This is a genomic window from Marinomonas polaris DSM 16579 (assembly GCF_900129155.1).
Lineage (GTDB): Bacteria > Pseudomonadota > Gammaproteobacteria > Pseudomonadales > Marinomonadaceae > Marinomonas > Marinomonas polaris.
The window spans coordinates 1-18,115 of record NZ_FQVF01000021.1 but is presented as its reverse complement, the minus strand read 5'-3'; the positions used below and the strand labels follow the sequence as shown (position 1 = coordinate 18,115).

Here is an 18,115-nt window from a genome sequence, read left to right as displayed (position 1 = left end):
GCTAATGATGAAGATGGCAAAAGCCAGCAACAAAGGATAAATAATTTTTCTTATCAATAACAAAACAATCATCTTGCAAAGACGCAAAACGACTTACTTTATCTTCACAACCATCAACCACGCCTTTAGAAGACAAAGAAAACTCACGAATACAGTTACTATCAGTGAATGTGGCAGACCACTCAAAAGAAGAGAAAGGTAAGACAACTGACTCAGACATCCACTCAAGAATGACTGAAAAAGCCACCTTCTCAACCGAAAAGCTAGCCCCTCCAGAAAGAGGGAAAGCTGAAATTACCTTATCAAAACTTCGCCCATCATGAATAAAAAATGATGCCAAACAAAGTTCATCATTCTCAAAATAAGCCACTGAAGAAGATACCTTATAAGGCAATAACGCCAGTATCAAATCCGCCTCTACCCAAAACATCCTGCCATAGGCCTTTCCAAAATAATAACCATTCTTAGAAGGATATGTTGATTTATTTTTTTCTGACCAAGCATAGGACAGAGGCAACACCTTTTTACTCAATAACCACGGCTCTAATAACGGAGTATCAGCCTGACTTAACCAAATATTTTTTACCCAAGAACGAGGTGCTGACATCTTAGAACAAACAGCTTCTACCTCTCGAAGAAAGGAGTAAGGTAATGCAAAATAAAACTCACCTTGCTTAACAATTAACACCTGAGTGATAGCATCTGGCAACTGACAAAAAGCCGTACAATAAGAAAACATCAAAGGCATATTTAAAAGCACCTCGGCCCTGACCCCCTCTTCTGGACTAAACCAAAAAGACTCTCCGTCTAAAAAGAAATCACCTTCATTGACATCATAACGACCAAAACATTCTTGCTGATCAAAAGCAAATCGTCCGAAGGAAGTATCAATCTCATACAAAAAATAGGATAAATAATCATGCCCTAAACATTTCACATAGGAGTATTTAAGATCAACATTCCCTAAAGTGCGACTAGCAATATAAACACATCCGCCATGACGCATAGGGAAATACGCGAAATGTTCGTTCTGCTCGAAAGTCGTTACATTATTCACACTAGGAACTAGACGACCAGCTTGATCCACATGATTAAGGCCCAATGAAAAAAGAGAACTAAACACCTGATAAAATAGCGCTTTAAACCTATCTTCAAATAAAGCCAAAAGACGGTAGCGAGTATCACGAGATATAGTGACATTTTGAAACAGTGGCAAAAAACTCAATTCACACAAGTCTCGTAATGGTTCTTTTTCATTAATAGACAGGACTTGCCATTGAAGTGAAGGAAATCTCCTTTTAAGCCAAACTAATGTCTGCACACTTATCAATAAAAAACGACCGCTTAAGCGAGAACCTTTCACTGAATCAAGCTGAAACGATACACGTCCAGCACTAGAGAACGCCTCTAAATAAGCATCAACACTCATCACATTAAGTTGAGTAGGATCTAATCGCGCTTCGTAATTCCGATATATTAACGAAACATCTTTTTCATCCGCGATAGACATTACCAAAGCCCAACAAGAACGATCAGTAGACAAAAGGCCGTCTAACTGTTGTGAGCGATCAGCTGCAAATTGACCAGCCATAGCCACTTGCAAAAGCGCATCGGTAGCAGATAAAAACGCGGAATGGTAGTGACTAAAATAAGGAGAACCGGATATTAAGAGCTCATCGACTGCGGTTAAGAAAGAGCTCAGACGCCGATTATAGAGAGCATGAGCTATGCTTGATTGACAGATTTCTTGTAAGGAAAGTAGAGCAGACTGAAGTTTTTCTAAGCCGCGCCGAGGGTGATAGACATAATCATGCAAAGCTATTTCTATGTTAGAAATAGGCAAAGACAAATCAATTAGTCCATTATCCAATCGCGCCATATTTAATCCTAACAATAAGCCAAGTTGCTGTACAAAATAGCACTTAAAACGCTATCGCATATTGTCCAAAAAACGGCGCATGGCGAACTCATCGCTTTGACGTTGCTCCTGTTTTGCTTCAACAACCAATTCCGCTTTGTGGTTTTTTTCTTTTAGCCAATCCATACTTTTAGTTTTAGAACGAGCTTGCAACCATCGACGCATACTCATATCCGCTTGCTGTTCGGATCGACCAACCGCCGCTTCTTGCTGCACAATCGCTTGCTGAACACGGTTCACAAAATGCTGATAATTCGTCGTTAAATAAGCACTCAAACCAAGTAAATTACGCTCTGACTCATATTGGCCAGCATACTCCCGCAACTCATTTAACTTTTGTTCATCATACTGCACTTTCGCTTTATCGCGAGCCAACTGCTGCGCAGCCGAATCTTCTTTGCGTTTAGCAAGATCAACTAATATCTGCATTCGATGTGATTTTTTCATGCATGACCCATTCAGAAACTAGCTAAATAGTAGACGTTTTTACCTGCAATCGTCTACTGCCCTTTAGTCATTGCTGTGACAAGGGCCTGCAAACTCTGGTCAATCGTAAAACTTTCAGTAAGTGACTGCTGTAGAAAACTTCGAATTTCAGGCATCTGTATGATCGCCTGATCCAAGTCAGGGTCACTGCCCCTTGCGTAAGCACCAACCGAAATAAGATCTTGATTCTGCTGAAATTTAGAATACAACTGCTTCACTCGCATAGCACCATATAAGTGATCTTCACTGACAATGTGCGGCATAGCTCGAGAGATTGAGGCTTCAATATCAATAGCGGGATAATGACCTTCTTCCGCCAAACGACGAGACAATACAATATGTCCATCAAGAATCGCACGCGACGCATCCGCAATAGGATCTTGCTGATCATCACCTTCAGTCAACACGGTATAAAAAGCGGTGACAGAACCACTACCTTCACAACCATTACCAGCACGCTCTACCAGTTGAGGAAGTTTAGAAAATACTGAAGGCGGATAGCCTTTTGTTGCGGGCGGCTCACCAACAGACAGAGCAATTTCTCGCTGGGCTTGCGCATATCGCGTCAAAGAATCCATTAGCAACAATACGTTTTTACCCTGATCCCGATAATACTCAGCAATCCGAGTTGCCAGCATAGCAGCACGCAATCGCATTAATGCAGAATCATCGGCAGGAGACGCGACAACAACCGAACGAGAAAGCCCTTCCTCACCCAGTATTTGATCAATAAACTCTTTTACTTCTCGTCCACGCTCACCGATCAAACCAACAACCGTAATATCTGCTTCGGTAAATTTTGTCATCATGCCGAGCAGCATACTCTTGCCGACGCCACTGCCCGCAAAAAGCCCCAAACGCTGACCTTTACCAACGGTTAGCAAACTATTAATAGCTTTTATACCAACATCCAAAGGCTCGCAAATAGGCTTTCGCTGTAATGGATTAATCACATTACCATGCAGAGTCACTGAATCTTTGGTTTTAATCGGCCCCTTACCATCCAAGGGTTTACCCAACCCATTTACTACTCGACCAAGCAACTCATCACCAACCGGCATTTTACTATCACCTAGTAACGGACGTACTCTCGCTCCAGGAGAAATCCCCTCAATGGCCTCCGTTGGCATGAGATAAGTTAAATCGCCGGTAAAACCCACCACTTCAGATTCAACCCAGCGATCCTTACGAACTTGCACCGAGCAACGATCACCAAGAGCTACAACACAACCCACAGCCTCCATGGTCAAACCAACCATACGAGTGACCTTACCCTCAATTTGAGGTGGCAAGGAAACAGAAGAGACATGGCTGAGCTTATTTAAACGTTCTTCGAGGGTGGACACGAGCGTTAGTCCTGCTCTGTTAGGGAAAGATGACGAAGCTCATCGCATACAGCTTCTAACCGCTGCTCAACTCGCCCATCGATATGGAAGGATTTGGAATCAATAACGAAACCGCCATTAATAAGTGAGTCATCTGTTTCTAGCTGAATGGTTAAACGATCTTTGATTCCAAGCTCATCCAAAATAGTGACATCTGCAGGATGAAGGCGTAATCGGACTCGTCCTTCGTATTCACCTATTTCATCAAATACTCTAGTAAGCTGCTCTCTTAAAACTTGGTGACCATCTTCAGTCATTTTAGAAAGGCAGACGTTCTCAATAATTCTTGCCATCGATTGGTACAAGATATTTTCTGCAGCGGCACGGCTTTCTTCTAGAGGCAATGTTATTTCTTTAACAACATTCGCCAATAGTGCTTCAAGCGCCTCCAACTTGATCTGAGCTTCCGCTCTTGCCTGAGCCAAGCCTTCATCAATACCTTTTGACCGCCCCTCTTCATGGCCTTTTTCAAAACCATCCACTTCACCTTTGGCGAAGCCATCAGAATGACCCTTTTTATGTCCTTCTTCTTCGCCTTGAATAAAACCTTCATCGTAGGCGGCAGAACGAATTTCTTCTAACTGTGAAGCTGTCAAAGGCTCGTAAATCAAAGAGTCTTCATCCACTTCTTCAGTAGTAAAAGATGTATTTTTCTGAATAAGAAGCGCAGGACCAGAACTAGTATTTGGCTTATTATTCTCAAGGTGAGGAAGTTCCCAGCGTTCATAAGCAGTCAGCTTACGCTCGCCTTTATCCTGTTTTTGATCAGACATATTCTAACTAAACCATCTGCTCACCGCCGCCACCGAGAACAATTTCTCCGTTATCAGCAAGGCGTCTGGCAACAGCCAGTATTTCTTTTTGAGCTACTTCTACTTCACTTACCCGCACTGGACCTTTCGCTTCTAGATCATCTTTCAGCATATCCGCGGCACGAGACGACATATTCTTGAAGACTTTATCTTGCATATCTGGATCCGCACCTTTCAACGCAAGGATTAAGGTCTCAGATTCCACTTCACGAAGAATGATCTGAATACCACGGTCATCAACGTCTAATAAGTTGTCAAAAACAAACATCAAATCTTGAATAGTATTTGCCAAGTCCTCATCAACATCACGAATAGACTCCATCAATTCAGATTCTACTGAACTATCAATGAAGTTCATGATATTGGCTGCGGTACGAATACCACCAATGGTCGTTGACTGTGTTGAATTATTACCAGAGAACTGACGCTCAAGAATGTTATTCAATTCTTGTAAGGCCGCTGGCTGAACCGTTTCTAATGCCGCCACGCGTAACACGATATCCAAACGCACTCGCTCATCAAAGTTTGCTAAGATGTCAGCTGCCTGATCTGGGTCTAAATACGAAATAACAATTGCTTGAATTTGCGGGTGCTCATAACGAATAACGTCAGCAACGGCACGTGATTCCATCCATTTAAGCGTATCAAGGCCCGTTGTATTCCCGCCCAGCAGAATTCGATCAATCAAGCTGCCAGCTTTTTCTTCACCAAGCGCCTCTCTGAGCATGTTACGAATATAACCATCGGCACCAAGCCCCAAGCCGGTTTGATCACCGACCAATACTAAGAAGTCATCTAGTACTTTTTCCACTTGATGGCGTTGAATATTAGACAGTTGTGCCATCGTCTGACCGATTCGCTGAACCTCTTTCGGCCCCATATGCTTAAGTATTTGCGCAGCATCAGATTCACCAAGCGACATCAAAAGCACTGCTGCTTTTTGAACCGAACTTAATTCTGTACCTTGGTTTGTATCACTCATTTGCTTTCCATTACCCATTGTTTAACGACTTGAGCAACACGCTCTGGTTCTTCCGCTATCAAACCGCGAATTGCATTTAATTGGCGATCAATTTTTTCAGGGGAACCAGGCACCAATATATCTTCTGCACTAACAAGAGACACTTGATCGTCTGATATCTCATCCGTTTCATCAGAGAATATAGCAGCCTCAGTGTCTTCAGTAACCGCAATTTTATTCTGCTCACTAAGGGTTTTCAAAATTGGGCGAACAACCACTAGCAACAAGATAAGAACAAATATACCAACCAATGTCGGTTGTATTAACCCTAGGAACCATGCCTGTTGGTAGAATGGCAACTCAACAACAGGTTCTTCAGGATCAGGTAAAGCAAAAGGTGAATTAATCACACTTACACTATCACCACGCGATGGATCATACCCCACTGCATCGCGAACCAATAAGGTTAAGCGCCCCAGTTCATCATCATTCCAAGGCGTTCTTACAATGGCTGCAGTATCTGGATTCAAACTCATTAAATCATCAACAACAACCGCAACAGACAAGCGCCTCACCATGCCTTGTTGGCGTTTGGTATAACTAATACTTCGATCTAACTCAAAGTTACGTGTTGTTTCTTCGCGAGATTGACCATTTTTAGCTGAAGAATTTCCACCTATTGGAGCACCGTTTTCATCTACAGCTTCTGGAATAGTCACTGCACCAGGGGGCTGATTAGTCAAGGCTCCCGGAATACCACTTGCATTCGTGCCTGCGCTTCTATTTTCTCTTAAGGTCTGCTCACTACGCAAAGCTAATAAATCAGGATTATATTGCTCATTAGTTTTTTCAACAGCAGTGAAATCGACATCAGCAGACACTTCTGCTTTAAAACGCCCCTGACCGATAACAGGTCCGAGAATATTATTCACTCGCTGCAGCAACACCTCTTCAACTTTACGAGCGTAATCAAACTGTTTACCAGCAACAGATAATTCAGAGTCAGAGTCTTTTTCTGTCAACAAAGTACCGCGCTGATCAACAACAGTGACATCCTTATCGCTCAGCTGAGAAATACTAGAAGCCACCAAGTTCACAATAGCTTCTACTTGACTCTTATCCAAACGCCTTCCGGGATAAAGCTCCAAAAACACAGAAGCAGACGGCTTTCGTGTATCACGAACAAAAACCGACTCCTTTGGTATTGCCAGATGCACTCTAGCACTTTTAATGCTTTGTAGGCTGGAAATGGTTCGGCTTAACTCACCTTCAAGACCTCGTCTATAACGCGTCGTTTCAACAAATTGTGACGTACCAAGACCTTGCTCCTGATCCATTATTTCCATACCAACAATATTGTCGGAAACAATGCCGGAGCCAGCTAATTTAAGACGAGCTTGATGGTAAAAATCAGATTCAACAAGCAAAGCGCCTGTATTTTGATCTAATTTAAAAGGAATATTATTTACACTGAGGATTTCTACGATTTGGTCGGCATTGTAATCGGTAATACTACTTAATACAGGCTTGTAATCTGGACCGTTGCTCCATAAAACTGCCGCCAAACCAATTGCTATGGATGCGGCCAAACCGACCATTAATGCAAGCTGACGGATCACCGTCAGCTTATTAAAGCCAGTAACTAACTCTAAATAGAGCTTTTGCTCCGATTGTTCTGCAGGGACATTATCCATTAAAAAGCGCCAAGCGGTTTATTATGCCTAAATAGGCATATTCATGATTTTTTCATACGCGTCTACAAGTTTATTACGCACCTGAGTCATTGCTTCAAATGACACACTAGATTTTTGCAGACCAATCATAACTTGAGGCAAATCAACCCCTTCGTCACCACGTTCATAAGATTGGGCTAATTGTGTAGATTCCTTTTGCAAAGCATTTACATTATTAACTGCATTTTTCAGCATTTCCGCGAAATCTGCACGCTCTACAGTCTGGCTCCCTTCGCTCTCACCGCCCACCTTGGCAACATTAGACACAGGGGAACTCGGCGCCTGAACCTGCGACCGCATATCCCTCATTTGGGACAACACCTGATTAATGTCTGGTCGACCAGAAATCATGTTATTCACCTAAAAATTACATTTATACGACTTAACATATCGTTAATACACAGCTTAGCATAAAGCTAATTAAAACAAGATACAAAAATCAATCAACGTCTATGCCACTTTCACGCATTTTAGCGATTTTATAGCGTAAAGTTCTAGGGCTAATCCCCAATTTATCTGCTACAACTTTACGTTTGCCATTTGCGTCCACCAATGCTTGCGCAATGATACGGAATTCGTGTTGCTGAACCCCTTTACCTAGAATTGAAGCTGCACTGTCTTCAGCCACTATGGATTCAGCAACTACAGGAGCTAAGCTCATCATATCAAACGCAATATGGTCTTCATTAATTTGCGCATTTGGGCTTAAAATCAAAGCACGTTGAATAACGTTGTCAAGCTCACGAACATTACCCGGCCAAGGGTGAGCCTCTAGCTTACTTTGCGCCGACGGCTTTAACGTTGCGCCAGTAATTCGCATCTTAGCGGAATGCTTCGCAAGTAAATGCAGAGCAACTGGCAAAATATCACCTTTACGCTCACGAATAGGCAGCCAGCGCAATGGAAAGACATTTAACCGGTAATACAAATCTTCTCTGAAACCACCGTCACGTACATAATCAGCTAGATCCCTGTTAGTCGTCGCTATAATTCGAACATCTAAAGGAATAGATTTTTTACCCCCAAGACGTTCCACTTCCTGCTCTTGCAAAACGCGCAGCAGTTTAGCTTGCAAGCCGACATCCATCTCGGTAATTTCATCCAGTAGCAAAGTACCACCATTAGCTTGCTCAAACTTACCTGCTTGCGAAGATACTGCACCTGTATAAGCTCCCTTTTCATAACCAAAAAGAATCGCCTCTAACATATTTTCAGGAATCGCCGCGCAGTTAATCGCGACAAAAGGTGCATGAGGTCGACTAGAATTCTGATGAATGTAGTGAGCAAGCACTTCTTTACCTGTACCACTTTCGCCACAAATCAATACTGTCGAATCGGTCACAGCAACACGTTTTGCCAATTCTAATAAAGCAATACTAGATGGGTCTTTTGCGATAGGCTGAGGATTTGCAGATGGCGCTTCTTTTACAGTGTATTTTGCTATGGCATTCAACAACTCTTCTTCTTGAAAAGGCTTCAATAAATAATCAACAGCACCATCACGCATCGCTTCCACTGCATGAGCAATATCGCCATAAGCTGTCATCAACATCATGGGTAATTCTGGGTATGTATCAATAACATGATGCAACAAACCATAACCATCCATGCCAGGCAAGTTCACATCTGATATCACCATATCAAATAAGCTATGTTTCAATGCAACCACAGCTTCTTCAGAACTGTACACTATTTTGCACTGGTAACTCGCCAACATCAGCGTATCTTCCAACGCCTCAGCAAGACCTTTATCGTCTTCTACAATTAATAACTTAACTTCAGACATGTCATACCCTTACAAGAGGAAGCGTCAAACTGGCGGTTGTACCAGCGCCCTCTATACTGTCTATTTCAAATTGCCCATGATGAGCTCTTGCAATGGCTTTAACAACCATCAAGCCCAACCCAGTTCCATGTTGTTTTGTTGTCACAAAGCCTTCTTGAACATGCTCTAAATGCGCTTTCGACATACCCACTCCACGATCTTTGAACGTCAGTGTCACATAGCCGTCATTATTGCGCCAATCAAGTTGCACCGCATCACCTGCTGATTGTGCATCCACCGCATTATTCAAAAGATTCAATAAAGCCCCTAATAATGTTTCTTTATTACATTGAATACAATCTGTCGCCAAAAAAGAGGCTCCAGATACTTCAAGTTGCATATTTTTTTGATCGCAAATCTCTTGGCAATGATTGGTTAACTCTTTGATAAAAGCTGAAACACCAACGGTTTCATCCAGCTTTATTTCACTACGGGAAAAAATCAACATATCCCGAATTTGTTTTTCAATATTTGCCAATCTATCCACTAACTTATTAGCAAATGTCTGACGCATAACAGGTGCTAAGTCTGGCTTCTGTAAATGACCAGCGTAGAGTGTAGCAGAAGATAAAGGCGTTCTAATTTGATGCGCCAACGCCGCGACCATTTTACCCATATTAGATAATCGCTCGTGATGACTCAGCTTTTTCTGTAGTAAATAAGCTTCGGTCAAATCCACGAGAATTACTAACTGCCCAGGAACATTCCCCAGTGAAGCTGTCTCAACTCGGACACGACGACCACTAACCATACTCACATCATGACCATCGTCTTTTTGGGGTCGAAAACTCAAGGGGACAATTTCCCCCCAAGACTGGCCAACCAAGGGTAAGTTGAATAAGCGATCTGCAACCGGGTTGGCCATCACAACTATTCCTTCTTCATTCAACAACAAGACACCAACTGGCATAGATTCAAAAAGCTGCTGAAACTGCAACACCAAGATACGATTTTTGTCTTGCTCTTGGCGCTTATCTTGTTCAGACTTTTCCAGCTGCTCGTATAATCGAACCACTTCTTGCTGAAGATCTAAATAAGATTTTGCCAATACATCAGAAGATTCGGAAAACGCTTTAAATGCGGTTTTGAGTTCCGCTATTTCTTCATCTTTTGTCACTAAAACTCCGATTTATCAATATTATAGCGACGCATTTTTTCAATAAGCGTTGTACGTTGTATTTGTAGATTTTGCGCGGCTTTAGAGACGACACCTTGTGTAGACACCAAAGCTTGACGAATAAGAAGCGCCTCTAGATGGCGAACATGTAAATTCAAGTTCACGCCAGATGCCTGAGGAAAAGTATGTAACTGTTTTATTTCTTTCAATACAGAGGAAAGCGTTTGAGAACGCCAAGGTAGTGGGCAAAACCAAACATTATAATCACCAACGACATCCATTGATTCGCAAAGTGAAATGACAGGAATCATCTCATCCAACTCAAAAGATCGCACAGACTTACCCAGCACCACAAAATCTGGCAAATGAAATGCTGTCAACGATGTGCCATGCTCAATTCCAATAAAGGTCAAGATACTGGAAACACTCGAAATTTCGTCGTCATCTAGACCGCATAACCAAGCTTTCACGCCATCACCTCAACCTCAAAAATAAGCAACTCTTATCATCACTCTATTATAATGCGTAGTTACCGCTTACTTTCAAGCATTAACAATGTTTTTCATCGCATAAAACTCATGGAGACCTTTGCACAAAGTCGCGAGCGAAGCTAAGACGAGGCAAAAATAGACGAGAAAGCGGAGTTTATGGGCTATAAATAAGCATTTCGAGTCTATTTTTAACAAAGTATTGGCAAGCACAGCAGTTGTGCGAAGGTCTCCTATAGCGCTAGCAACAATTCATCAAAAACTTGCTGCGAATCAAGCTCACTTTCACACCAAGGCAAAGTACCTAATAATGGCGCGGATATCATTCCTGCAAGACTCGCTAGATTCTCTTCATAACAAGGCATTTTCTCTGCGCCTGTATTGGCAACCCAACCAGCAAGAACTAAACCATCGCGAGCAATGGCTTCAGCGGTTAATATCGTATGATTCAAACACCCCAGCTTCATATTAACAACCATAATAACTGGAAAGCCTAGAGACTTCGCCACGCCAGAAAGAAACTCTCTATCGTTCAATGGAACTCGCCAACCACCAGCCCCTTCAACTAAAGCAAGGTCATGGGGCGTAAGCAATGTGCCTTTTATAAAGCCTTCTAACCGAGAAGCCGTCACCAAACGCCCCTCTTTCATTGCCGCAATATGAGGTGCAATAGCCTCCTCTAAGACAACCGGATTCACTTGTTCATAGGCCAATTTGACACTGCTCGCCTGCTGAATAAGTAAGGCGTCATCATTACGCAAATTACCTTCAACTCGATCTGCGCCTGCCGCAATCGGCTTAAGTCCGATCGCTTTCAGTCCAGCTCGCTTAGCAGCCTTCAGCAAACCGACGGTGACATAAGTTTTGCCAGCATCAGTATCAATACCAGTTACAAAAAAACGTTTTTTCACCCATTACTCCTGAATATTGATAGGCCGTTGAGCCACCACAAACGAAACTTGATAACTCAACGGAATTCCGAATTCGTTCCGCTGTTTTTCATACTCAAGCAAAAATGCCTTCCACTTACTTGGCGATACCGACTGATCCCCATCAGAAGCAATCAGACTAGCGCCCACTTTTTTCAATGAATAAATAGCACTTTCAGGTGAATCAAACCACATAGAAATATCTGATAACTGGGAGGACAAAAGGTTCAACTCAGAGGCGCGAATACAATCTAAAAGTGCATCCGATGCCATATATTGATGAACATGTTCTTTATTATCCAAACCAAACCAAGCTTTACTAATTTCAGGCATAGAGCCTTGTGAAAGCGTTGAAAAAATCACATAGCCACCGGGCCTTATGACACGATAAAGTTCTTTAAACAAATCTAAAGGACTAAGACACCATTGAATAGCAAGACTCGAAAACACTAAATCACACGATCTATCCTGAATAGGCAATCGTTCAGCATCCGCACAAACATAATGAGTGTTGTGCAAAGAAGAAAAACGCTCATTTGCCACTGCTAACATCTGTGGCGACAAGTCGAGCGCAATGCTGCACTTAGGATTTAATTGTTCAGACAAGATTCCGAGCGCTTGACCTGTTCCTGTACCAAGATCAAGTACGACATCAGCCTGATTTAAAGGCAACATCGCTAAAAGACGCTCTAGTACAATTTTTTGGAAGTCAGCATAAGAATCATAGGATTGAGAAGCGCGATCAAAACGCTTAGCCAGCTGTCGTTTGTAGCTAAGCGCAGATATATCAGGTGTTATTAGCATCGATAAAGTTTTCTATATGACGCGCACAAGTCTCTTCATCTTCAAGAAAAGACTGATGTGCACAATTTGACAGTACAACACATTGCTGCAAAGGATTTACATCAGCTTGTTGCTCTAATGATTTACTAGAAACCAACGCATCCTTGCCACCCAATAGATGTAGATTAGGAAGATCCAAAAGCGACCATTCGCGACGCACATCCAACGACTTTAACAACCTAAGTCCGCCAATCAGAGCGGGGCGACTCAAGGTTTTAACTGGCAAAAAAGCCTGTAATTGCTTAATCAAAGCTCGCTCATTATCCGCACCTTTAGCCTGCAACATAACAAAACGCTTAAGCCCTTCTTCTGGCGACTGCTCAACTAAGGCGGCAAAGGCATCAAAATCCTCGACAGCCATCGCATCTTCCCAGTTTTCTCGTTTAATAAAGCTCGGGGAAGACGACAGGGTAATCAAACCAAGCACTCGACTAGAACGACGCGCGGCAACATAAGCAGATACCATCCCACCCAGAGACCAACCAATCCACCACGCTTCTCTTGGAGCAACTTCAATTAGTTGTTCAGACAAGGCAGCGATATCGTAATTAGGACCAATGCGGGAGCGAGAAATCCATTGTTCATCAAGTGAAATACCTGGCAAGTTCGCCACCACAACATAAAAGCGCTGACTCAGACGCAAAGCAAAAGAACGCATCACCTCTTTTGGCATTGCCCAACCAGAGACCATAAAAATAGACTGATTAGACGAATCTCCAAAAGCTTCTGTTTCAATACGTGCTCGCATGCTGCCCCTCTGTTACTTTGGATTTAAACGTTTTGCGTTTAAAAGTTTCGCTGTTAAAACTTTTTCGAGTGAATCGCATAATAACACTAAATCTTCATCAGAGTGGGCGGCACTTAAGGTAATTCTTAAACGAGCACTGCCTATCGGCACTGTCGGTGGACGAATTGCTGTACACCAGATTCCAAGAGTTTTTAATTGCTCACTAATTTGAATCGCCGCTTTACTATCGCCAATGACAATCGGCTGAATAGCGGTATTTGAAGGCATCAATTCAACCGGAAGCAACTGAACTCTTTGACGAAAATAAGTAATATGCCGAGCTAGTCTATCTCGCCTTTCCTGACCTTCTGCAGACTGAATAAGCTGCAACGAAGCCAAAGTAGCTCCTGCAATCGCTGGCGACATAGCCGTGGTATACACATAAGGCCGAGCAAATTGAGTGAGATAATCCGCATAATCATTAGATGTCGCCACAAATGCTCCAGCGGTTCCAAACGCCTTACCCAAAGTGCCAACCAAGATAGGCAAACTTGTTGCGTCCAGTCCCTCTAGCGCCAAACAACCTCTACCGTTTTCACCAAGACACCCCAACCCATGAGCATCATCCACCACGAACATCCAATCATGTTGATTAGCCAACTGAGACAATTCAGACAAAGGTGCAATATCACCATCCATGCTGAAAACCCCATCGGTGATCAACAAACCACCCGGTGCGGACCTAGCAATCAACTTTTGCGCACTTTCCACATCACCATGCAAATAACGGCGCAACGGTGCTTGTGCCAACAAAGCGCCATCTATTAAAGACGCATGATTAAGTTTGTCTTGTACTACGGGACGATTTTTATCCGCGAGCGCAGAAATCACGCCAAGGTTCGCCATATAACCGGTACTAAACAACATGACTCGCTCATAACCTAGCCAATCCGCCAAGGCTTCTTCCAGCGCCTGATGCGGAGCTAAATGTCCACACACCAAGTGAGACGAGCCACCGCCAACACCATAGGCTTCAGCGGTATTATTCATCGCCTTAATCAGCTTAGGATGATTGGCCAAACCTAGATAATCGTTTGAACAAAACGCCGTATAGTTTTGAGAATATATTTTAGTATGCGGTATTTGAGGGCTATCTAGCGTAATGGTACGACGCATTAAGTCCTGCTGGCGACGCTCTTCAAGCGCGGCCAACACCCAATCCGGCGTATTAGACGCTAGCTTCATAAAACAACTTAGACTCTTCTTGTTTTACTGCTTGCGCTGCAATGGCTTCAGCTACTGCAGCATCTGAATGCTCTTCGCGCTTCTCTGGATTGATGCCCAGATTAGCAAACAACGCCATGTCTTTATCGGCTTCGGGGTTACCAGTTGTTAACAGTTTTTCACCGTAGAAAATAGAGTTGGCGCCCGCCATAAAGCACAAGGCTTGAGTTTGTTCATTCATACCTTGTCGACCAGCAGACAATCGAACATGCGACTTAGGCATTAAAATACGCGCTACAGCAATCGTACGAATGAATTCAAACGTATCTAGATCATCAACATTTTCTAGCGGCGTCCCTTCAACTTTAACCAACATATTGATTGGCACACTTTCCGGATGCGGTGTCATTTGAGAAAGTTGACGCAACAGACCTACGCGATCTTTTTGCTCTTCACCCATGCCCATAATGCCGCCACAACAAAGTTTGATACCTGAATCACGAACACGAGACAGCGTATCCAAGCGATCTTGATAAGTACGAGTGGTAATAATGCTGTCGTAGAACTCAGCAGAGGTATCTAGGTTGTGGTTGTAATAATCCAAACCTACTTCTGATAAGCGCTTCGCCTGATCATCATTTAAAGAACCTAGCGTCACACAAGACTCTAAGCCTAAAGATTTAACACCCTTAATCATTTCAAGCACATAAGGAAAATCTTTCTCGGAAGGATGCTTCCATGCCGCGCCCATACAGAAACGGCTTGCACCTTTTTCTTTTGCCAAAGCTGCTTCTTCAAGCACCTTTTGCACTTCCATTAACTTTTCTTTTTCAAGTTCAGTATTGTAATGACCACTTTGCGGACAGTACTTACAATCTTCTGGACAAGCGCCAGTTTTAATCGATAAAAGCGTACTAACTTGCACTTCATTCGGTGCAAAGTTTTCCCTATGGACAATCTGAGCTCGAAACATCAAATCCATAAAGGGTAAATCAAACAGTGCTTTTATTTCCGCATGAGTCCAATCAAAACGCGGTGCGCTCATATTGTTTATAGACATATTCGCTACAGACGTATTTGTAGACATACTTAAAGACATAGTATCCTCGATCCAGAAAAATTAATGGAGCAATACTAATGGACTGGAAAAAACTGTCAACAACAAAAATATCCGAGGTTTACAAGAGGTTATTTTTAAATCAATGCTATATCTGCAATATAAAATGCCAGAGCTCGCTCTGCCATCCATGCCATGAAGGATTTCCAGCCAACCTAAAGTACTGCCAGCACTGCAAACGCCCAACTCATAGAACCCGTATTTCATGTGGACAATGCCAAACCAACCCTCCACCTTATCGAACATGTATTGCTCCTTATCGATTCGAAGGCATCATAAAGACCCTGATACACAGCATCAAATTCAATCAAGGAACTCATTACATACGACCACTCATGTATCGATTAAGCAAACACCTCATCGAATCATATCCACCGGAGAGCTGGCCAGAACAAATACTCTATGTACCAAGCCATCCAAGCCGAATCAAAGAGCGCGGATTTTGTCAAACAAGAGCCATGGCCACTCAATTAAGGAAAAACCTCAAAGAGCTTCTGGGTGAAAAATGCCCTACTCTTCCTAAACATAACCCACTCAAAAAAATCAAAAACACTAAAGCTCAGCACTCATTAAGCCGAAAAGAGCGACTAAAAAGCCCTCAAAGTAGCTATCAACTTGATGGACCTATAGCCAAACATGTCGCCTTATTTGACGATGTAATGACCACAGGAAGTACGATTGAAAATTGCACTAAATTACTCTTAAAAGCTGGCGCAGAACGAGTTGATATTTGGGTCATTGCCCGAACACCAGATAAAGAATACTAATCATAAGCAAAGATATCAGCCTAGCCACAGAAGACACCTTTGTTTACTATGCCCCCAACAAAGCAATGGTGAACATCATGAAAACAGATCAAGAATATCTAGACTTAGACAAGCAACTTCTGTGGCATCCATACACTTCAATGAGCAAACCCAGCCCGCATTTTCTGGTCGAAAAAGCTTCGGGCTGCGAAATAACCTTAAGCGACGGACGCACACTGATCGATGGCATGTCTTCTTGGTGGAGTGTTATTCATGGCTACAATCACCCAACTATGAATGCCGCAATCCAAGCGCAATTATCACAGTTTTCTCACGTCATGTTTGGTGGCCTAACCCACAAACCTGCTATCGAGCTCGCAGAAAAACTTATCACTATTACACCGACTGAATTGCAACGTGTTTTCTTCTCTGACTCTGGTTCTGTTTCCGTTGAAGTGGCATTAAAAATGGCCATTCAATATTGGAATACTCAAGACAAACCTAACAAGCAGTTTTTTGTTACCCCCAAAAGCGGCTACCATGGTGATACATTCGCTGCTATGTCAGTATGCGATCCTGAAAATGGTATGCACAATTTATTCACTGGTGCGCTGACACAACAATTCTTTATCTCGCCACCACCAACTGGCCTCAGCGAACCAATAAAAGCCGAATACCTAGACGAAATTCGTAAGACAATTGAAGAGAATCACCAACATATAGCAGGCTTTATTATCGAGCCAGTTGTACAAAATGCTGGCGGTATGCGCTTTTATAATCCAGATTATTTAAATCACATTCGAGCACTTTGTGACGAATTCGAGATCTTGTTAATTTTCGATGAAATTGCCACAGGTTTTGGCCGTACAGGCAAGCTTTTCGCGACAGATCACACCAATATCTGTCCCGACATCATGTGCGTTGGCAAAGCGTTAACAGGCGGCTATATGACGCTGGCCGCCACTTTAACAAATGATAAAGTGGCACTTGGTATCAGCGACAATGGTGGCGTATTCATGCATGGTCCAACCTTCATGGGAAATCCTCTCGCCTGCTCCGCTGCCAACGCCAGCTTATCCGTTCTAAGCGAATATAATATTCCAGAAAAAATATCTCAGCTAGAAACATGGATGAAGGAAGCGCTGGAGCCATGCGAGCAGCTTGAGCAAGTAAAAGAAGTCCGCTGCCTTGGCGGCATTGGAGTTGTAGAGTTAAAAAACGCGATTAACCTACATGAAATTCAACCTAAGTTCGTCGAACTAGGCGTTTGGGTGAGACCTTTTGGTAAGCTTATTTACTTAATGCCACCTTATGTTATTAGCCAACAACAGGTGCAAGCATTGGCTAAAGCCATCTACCAAGTAGTAAGTGAAGAGCCTTGTTAACCCACCAGATCAGAAGGTTAATCATGAATTGTAGGTCGGTCTTTAGGCCATCAAAAGCCTAGTTAAACCAAACCAAAACCCTTGACGCGCTAAAGCACGACCTTGTATCTCTTCTTGATGAGTGTTTAGCTAGCACTTATCGCATCGGGAAATCGGTGAGCTCGTGCGCGACCTGAGCACAAAGATGCTGTTTTGTAGATTGAGCCCTGATTTCCTAACCTCCATTAAACTGAATGGTATCCTAGCACCCCAGGTAAGGGTGATGCTGCATGTACAAGGGGAGTAGATAGAGATGAAGGCTTTTATTGGCATTGATGTTGGTAAAGAAAAGTTAGATGTTAGTTGGTTACGCGACGTGGTCAAAAATAAGCAGAAAACCAAGGTCTTAAAGAACACAAAACAAGGCTATCAAGAATTAG

The 18,115-nt window shown here is 42.9% G+C and carries 18 protein-coding genes; 2 read left to right on the top strand and 16 right to left on the bottom strand.

Annotation, left to right across the window (positions count from 1 at the left end; all coding sequences use genetic code 11):
• Position 1 precedes the first annotated feature (1 nt).
• The 16 genes from BUA59_RS19080 to BUA59_RS24205 form a co-directional block, all read right to left on the bottom strand.
• Complete coding sequence (locus BUA59_RS19080) at positions 2–1,879, bottom strand: hypothetical protein (protein WP_072841255.1); 1,878 nt, start codon at positions 1,877–1,879, stop codon at positions 2–4.
• Positions 1,880–1,930: 51 nt separating this feature from the next.
• On the bottom strand, positions 1,931–2,365 hold the full coding sequence (gene fliJ / locus BUA59_RS19075) for a flagellar export protein FliJ (protein ID WP_072841254.1): 435 nt from the start codon (positions 2,363–2,365) through the stop codon (positions 1,931–1,933).
• A 53-nt stretch (positions 2,366–2,418) separates the two neighbouring features.
• Complete coding sequence (fliI, locus tag BUA59_RS19070) at positions 2,419–3,750, bottom strand: flagellar protein export ATPase FliI (RefSeq protein WP_072841253.1); 1,332 nt, start codon at positions 3,748–3,750, stop codon at positions 2,419–2,421.
• A gap of 5 nt (positions 3,751–3,755) precedes the next feature.
• Positions 3,756–4,562: a FliH/SctL family protein gene (locus tag BUA59_RS19065; protein ID WP_072841252.1), complete on the bottom strand. Its 807-nt coding sequence runs from the start codon at positions 4,560–4,562 to the stop codon at positions 3,756–3,758.
• A 7-nt stretch (positions 4,563–4,569) separates the two neighbouring features.
• A complete protein-coding gene (gene fliG, locus BUA59_RS19060) occupies positions 4,570–5,583 on the bottom strand; it encodes a flagellar motor switch protein FliG (protein WP_072841251.1) in 1,014 nt (337 codons plus the stop codon).
• Positions 5,580–7,256, bottom strand: coding sequence for a flagellar basal-body MS-ring/collar protein FliF (fliF, locus tag BUA59_RS19055; protein ID WP_072841250.1), 1,677 nt, complete (start codon positions 7,254–7,256; stop codon positions 5,580–5,582). The genes fliG and fliF overlap by 4 nt, the downstream gene beginning before the upstream one ends.
• Positions 7,257–7,283: 27 nt before the next feature.
• On the bottom strand, positions 7,284–7,646 hold the full coding sequence (gene fliE / locus BUA59_RS19050) for a flagellar hook-basal body complex protein FliE (RefSeq protein WP_072841249.1): 363 nt from the start codon (positions 7,644–7,646) through the stop codon (positions 7,284–7,286).
• An 88-nt stretch (positions 7,647–7,734) separates the two neighbouring features.
• The gene (locus BUA59_RS19045) at positions 7,735–9,081 is read right to left on the bottom strand and encodes a sigma-54-dependent transcriptional regulator (protein WP_072841248.1); all 1,347 of its coding nucleotides are present in this window, start codon (positions 9,079–9,081) and stop codon (positions 7,735–7,737) included.
• Position 9,082: 1 nt separating this feature from the next.
• Entirely contained in the window at positions 9,083–10,237 is a 1,155-nt protein-coding gene (locus BUA59_RS19040; protein ID WP_072841247.1) for a sensor histidine kinase, read from the bottom strand.
• Positions 10,237–10,707 (bottom strand): helix-turn-helix domain-containing protein, encoded by a 471-nt coding sequence (locus BUA59_RS19035; protein ID WP_072841246.1) that lies wholly within the window; start codon positions 10,705–10,707, stop codon positions 10,237–10,239. The genes BUA59_RS19040 and BUA59_RS19035 overlap by 1 nt, the downstream gene beginning before the upstream one ends.
• Positions 10,708–10,958: 251 nt before the next feature.
• A complete protein-coding gene (gene bioD / locus BUA59_RS19030) occupies positions 10,959–11,636 on the bottom strand; it encodes a dethiobiotin synthase (RefSeq protein WP_072841245.1) in 678 nt (225 codons plus the stop codon).
• A 3-nt stretch (positions 11,637–11,639) separates the two neighbouring features.
• Positions 11,640–12,458, bottom strand: coding sequence for a malonyl-ACP O-methyltransferase BioC (bioC, locus tag BUA59_RS19025; RefSeq protein WP_072841244.1), 819 nt, complete (start codon positions 12,456–12,458; stop codon positions 11,640–11,642).
• Entirely contained in the window at positions 12,442–13,245 is an 804-nt protein-coding gene (locus tag BUA59_RS19020; RefSeq protein WP_072841243.1) for an alpha/beta fold hydrolase, read from the bottom strand. The genes bioC and BUA59_RS19020 overlap by 17 nt, the downstream gene beginning before the upstream one ends.
• A 12-nt stretch (positions 13,246–13,257) precedes the next feature.
• On the bottom strand, positions 13,258–14,469 hold the full coding sequence (gene bioF, locus BUA59_RS19015) for an 8-amino-7-oxononanoate synthase (protein WP_072841242.1): 1,212 nt from the start codon (positions 14,467–14,469) through the stop codon (positions 13,258–13,260).
• Positions 14,453–15,508: a biotin synthase BioB gene (bioB, locus tag BUA59_RS19010; protein ID WP_072841337.1), complete on the bottom strand. Its 1,056-nt coding sequence runs from the start codon at positions 15,506–15,508 to the stop codon at positions 14,453–14,455. The genes bioF and bioB overlap by 17 nt, the downstream gene beginning before the upstream one ends.
• 60 nt (positions 15,509–15,568) lie before the next feature.
• On the bottom strand, positions 15,569–15,811 hold the full coding sequence (locus BUA59_RS24205) for a hypothetical protein (RefSeq protein WP_245813188.1): 243 nt from the start codon (positions 15,809–15,811) through the stop codon (positions 15,569–15,571).
• A gap of 89 nt (positions 15,812–15,900) precedes the next feature.
• Here BUA59_RS24205 and BUA59_RS24200 point away from each other — a divergent pair, with 89 nt between their 5' ends.
• Positions 15,901–16,332 carry a ComF family protein gene (locus BUA59_RS24200; protein ID WP_245813186.1) on the top strand — a complete coding sequence of 144 codons (432 nt, stop codon included), beginning with the start codon at positions 15,901–15,903 and terminating at the stop codon, positions 16,330–16,332.
• A 77-nt stretch (positions 16,333–16,409) separates the two neighbouring features.
• A complete protein-coding gene (gene bioA, locus BUA59_RS19000) occupies positions 16,410–17,696 on the top strand; it encodes an adenosylmethionine--8-amino-7-oxononanoate transaminase (RefSeq protein ID WP_072841240.1) in 1,287 nt (428 codons plus the stop codon).
• Positions 17,697–18,115: the final 419 nt, after the last annotated feature.

Excerpts from the sequence above, each read along its gene's own strand:
- BUA59_RS19080 (WP_072841255.1), bottom strand. The coding sequence starts at position 1,879 with ATGGCGCGATTGGATAATGGACTAATTGATTTGTCTTTGCCTATTTCT.
- fliJ (WP_072841254.1), bottom strand. The coding sequence starts at position 2,365 with ATGAAAAAATCACATCGAATGCAGATATTAGTTGATCTTGCTAAACGC.
- BUA59_RS19065 (WP_072841252.1), bottom strand. The coding sequence starts at position 4,562 with ATGTCTGATCAAAAACAGGATAAAGGCGAGCGTAAGCTGACTGCTTAT.
- fliG (WP_072841251.1), bottom strand. The coding sequence starts at position 5,583 with ATGAGTGATACAAACCAAGGTACAGAATTAAGTTCGGTTCAAAAAGCA.
- fliF (WP_072841250.1), bottom strand. The coding sequence starts at position 7,256 with ATGGATAATGTCCCTGCAGAACAATCGGAGCAAAAGCTCTATTTAGAG.
- fliE (WP_072841249.1), bottom strand. The coding sequence starts at position 7,646 with ATGATTTCTGGTCGACCAGACATTAATCAGGTGTTGTCCCAAATGAGG.
- BUA59_RS19045 (WP_072841248.1), bottom strand. The coding sequence starts at position 9,081 with ATGTCTGAAGTTAAGTTATTAATTGTAGAAGACGATAAAGGTCTTGCT.
- bioC (WP_072841244.1), bottom strand. The coding sequence starts at position 12,458 with ATGCTAATAACACCTGATATATCTGCGCTTAGCTACAAACGACAGCTG.
- BUA59_RS19020 (WP_072841243.1), bottom strand. The coding sequence starts at position 13,245 with ATGCGAGCACGTATTGAAACAGAAGCTTTTGGAGATTCGTCTAATCAG.
- bioF (WP_072841242.1), bottom strand. The coding sequence starts at position 14,469 with ATGAAGCTAGCGTCTAATACGCCGGATTGGGTGTTGGCCGCGCTTGAA.
- bioB (WP_072841337.1), bottom strand. The coding sequence starts at position 15,508 with ATGTCTATAAACAATATGAGCGCACCGCGTTTTGATTGGACTCATGCG.
- BUA59_RS24205 (WP_245813188.1), bottom strand. The coding sequence starts at position 15,811 with ATGTTCGATAAGGTGGAGGGTTGGTTTGGCATTGTCCACATGAAATAC.
- BUA59_RS24200 (WP_245813186.1), top strand. The coding sequence starts at position 15,901 with ATGTATCGATTAAGCAAACACCTCATCGAATCATATCCACCGGAGAGC.
- bioA (WP_072841240.1), top strand. The coding sequence starts at position 16,410 with ATGAAAACAGATCAAGAATATCTAGACTTAGACAAGCAACTTCTGTGG.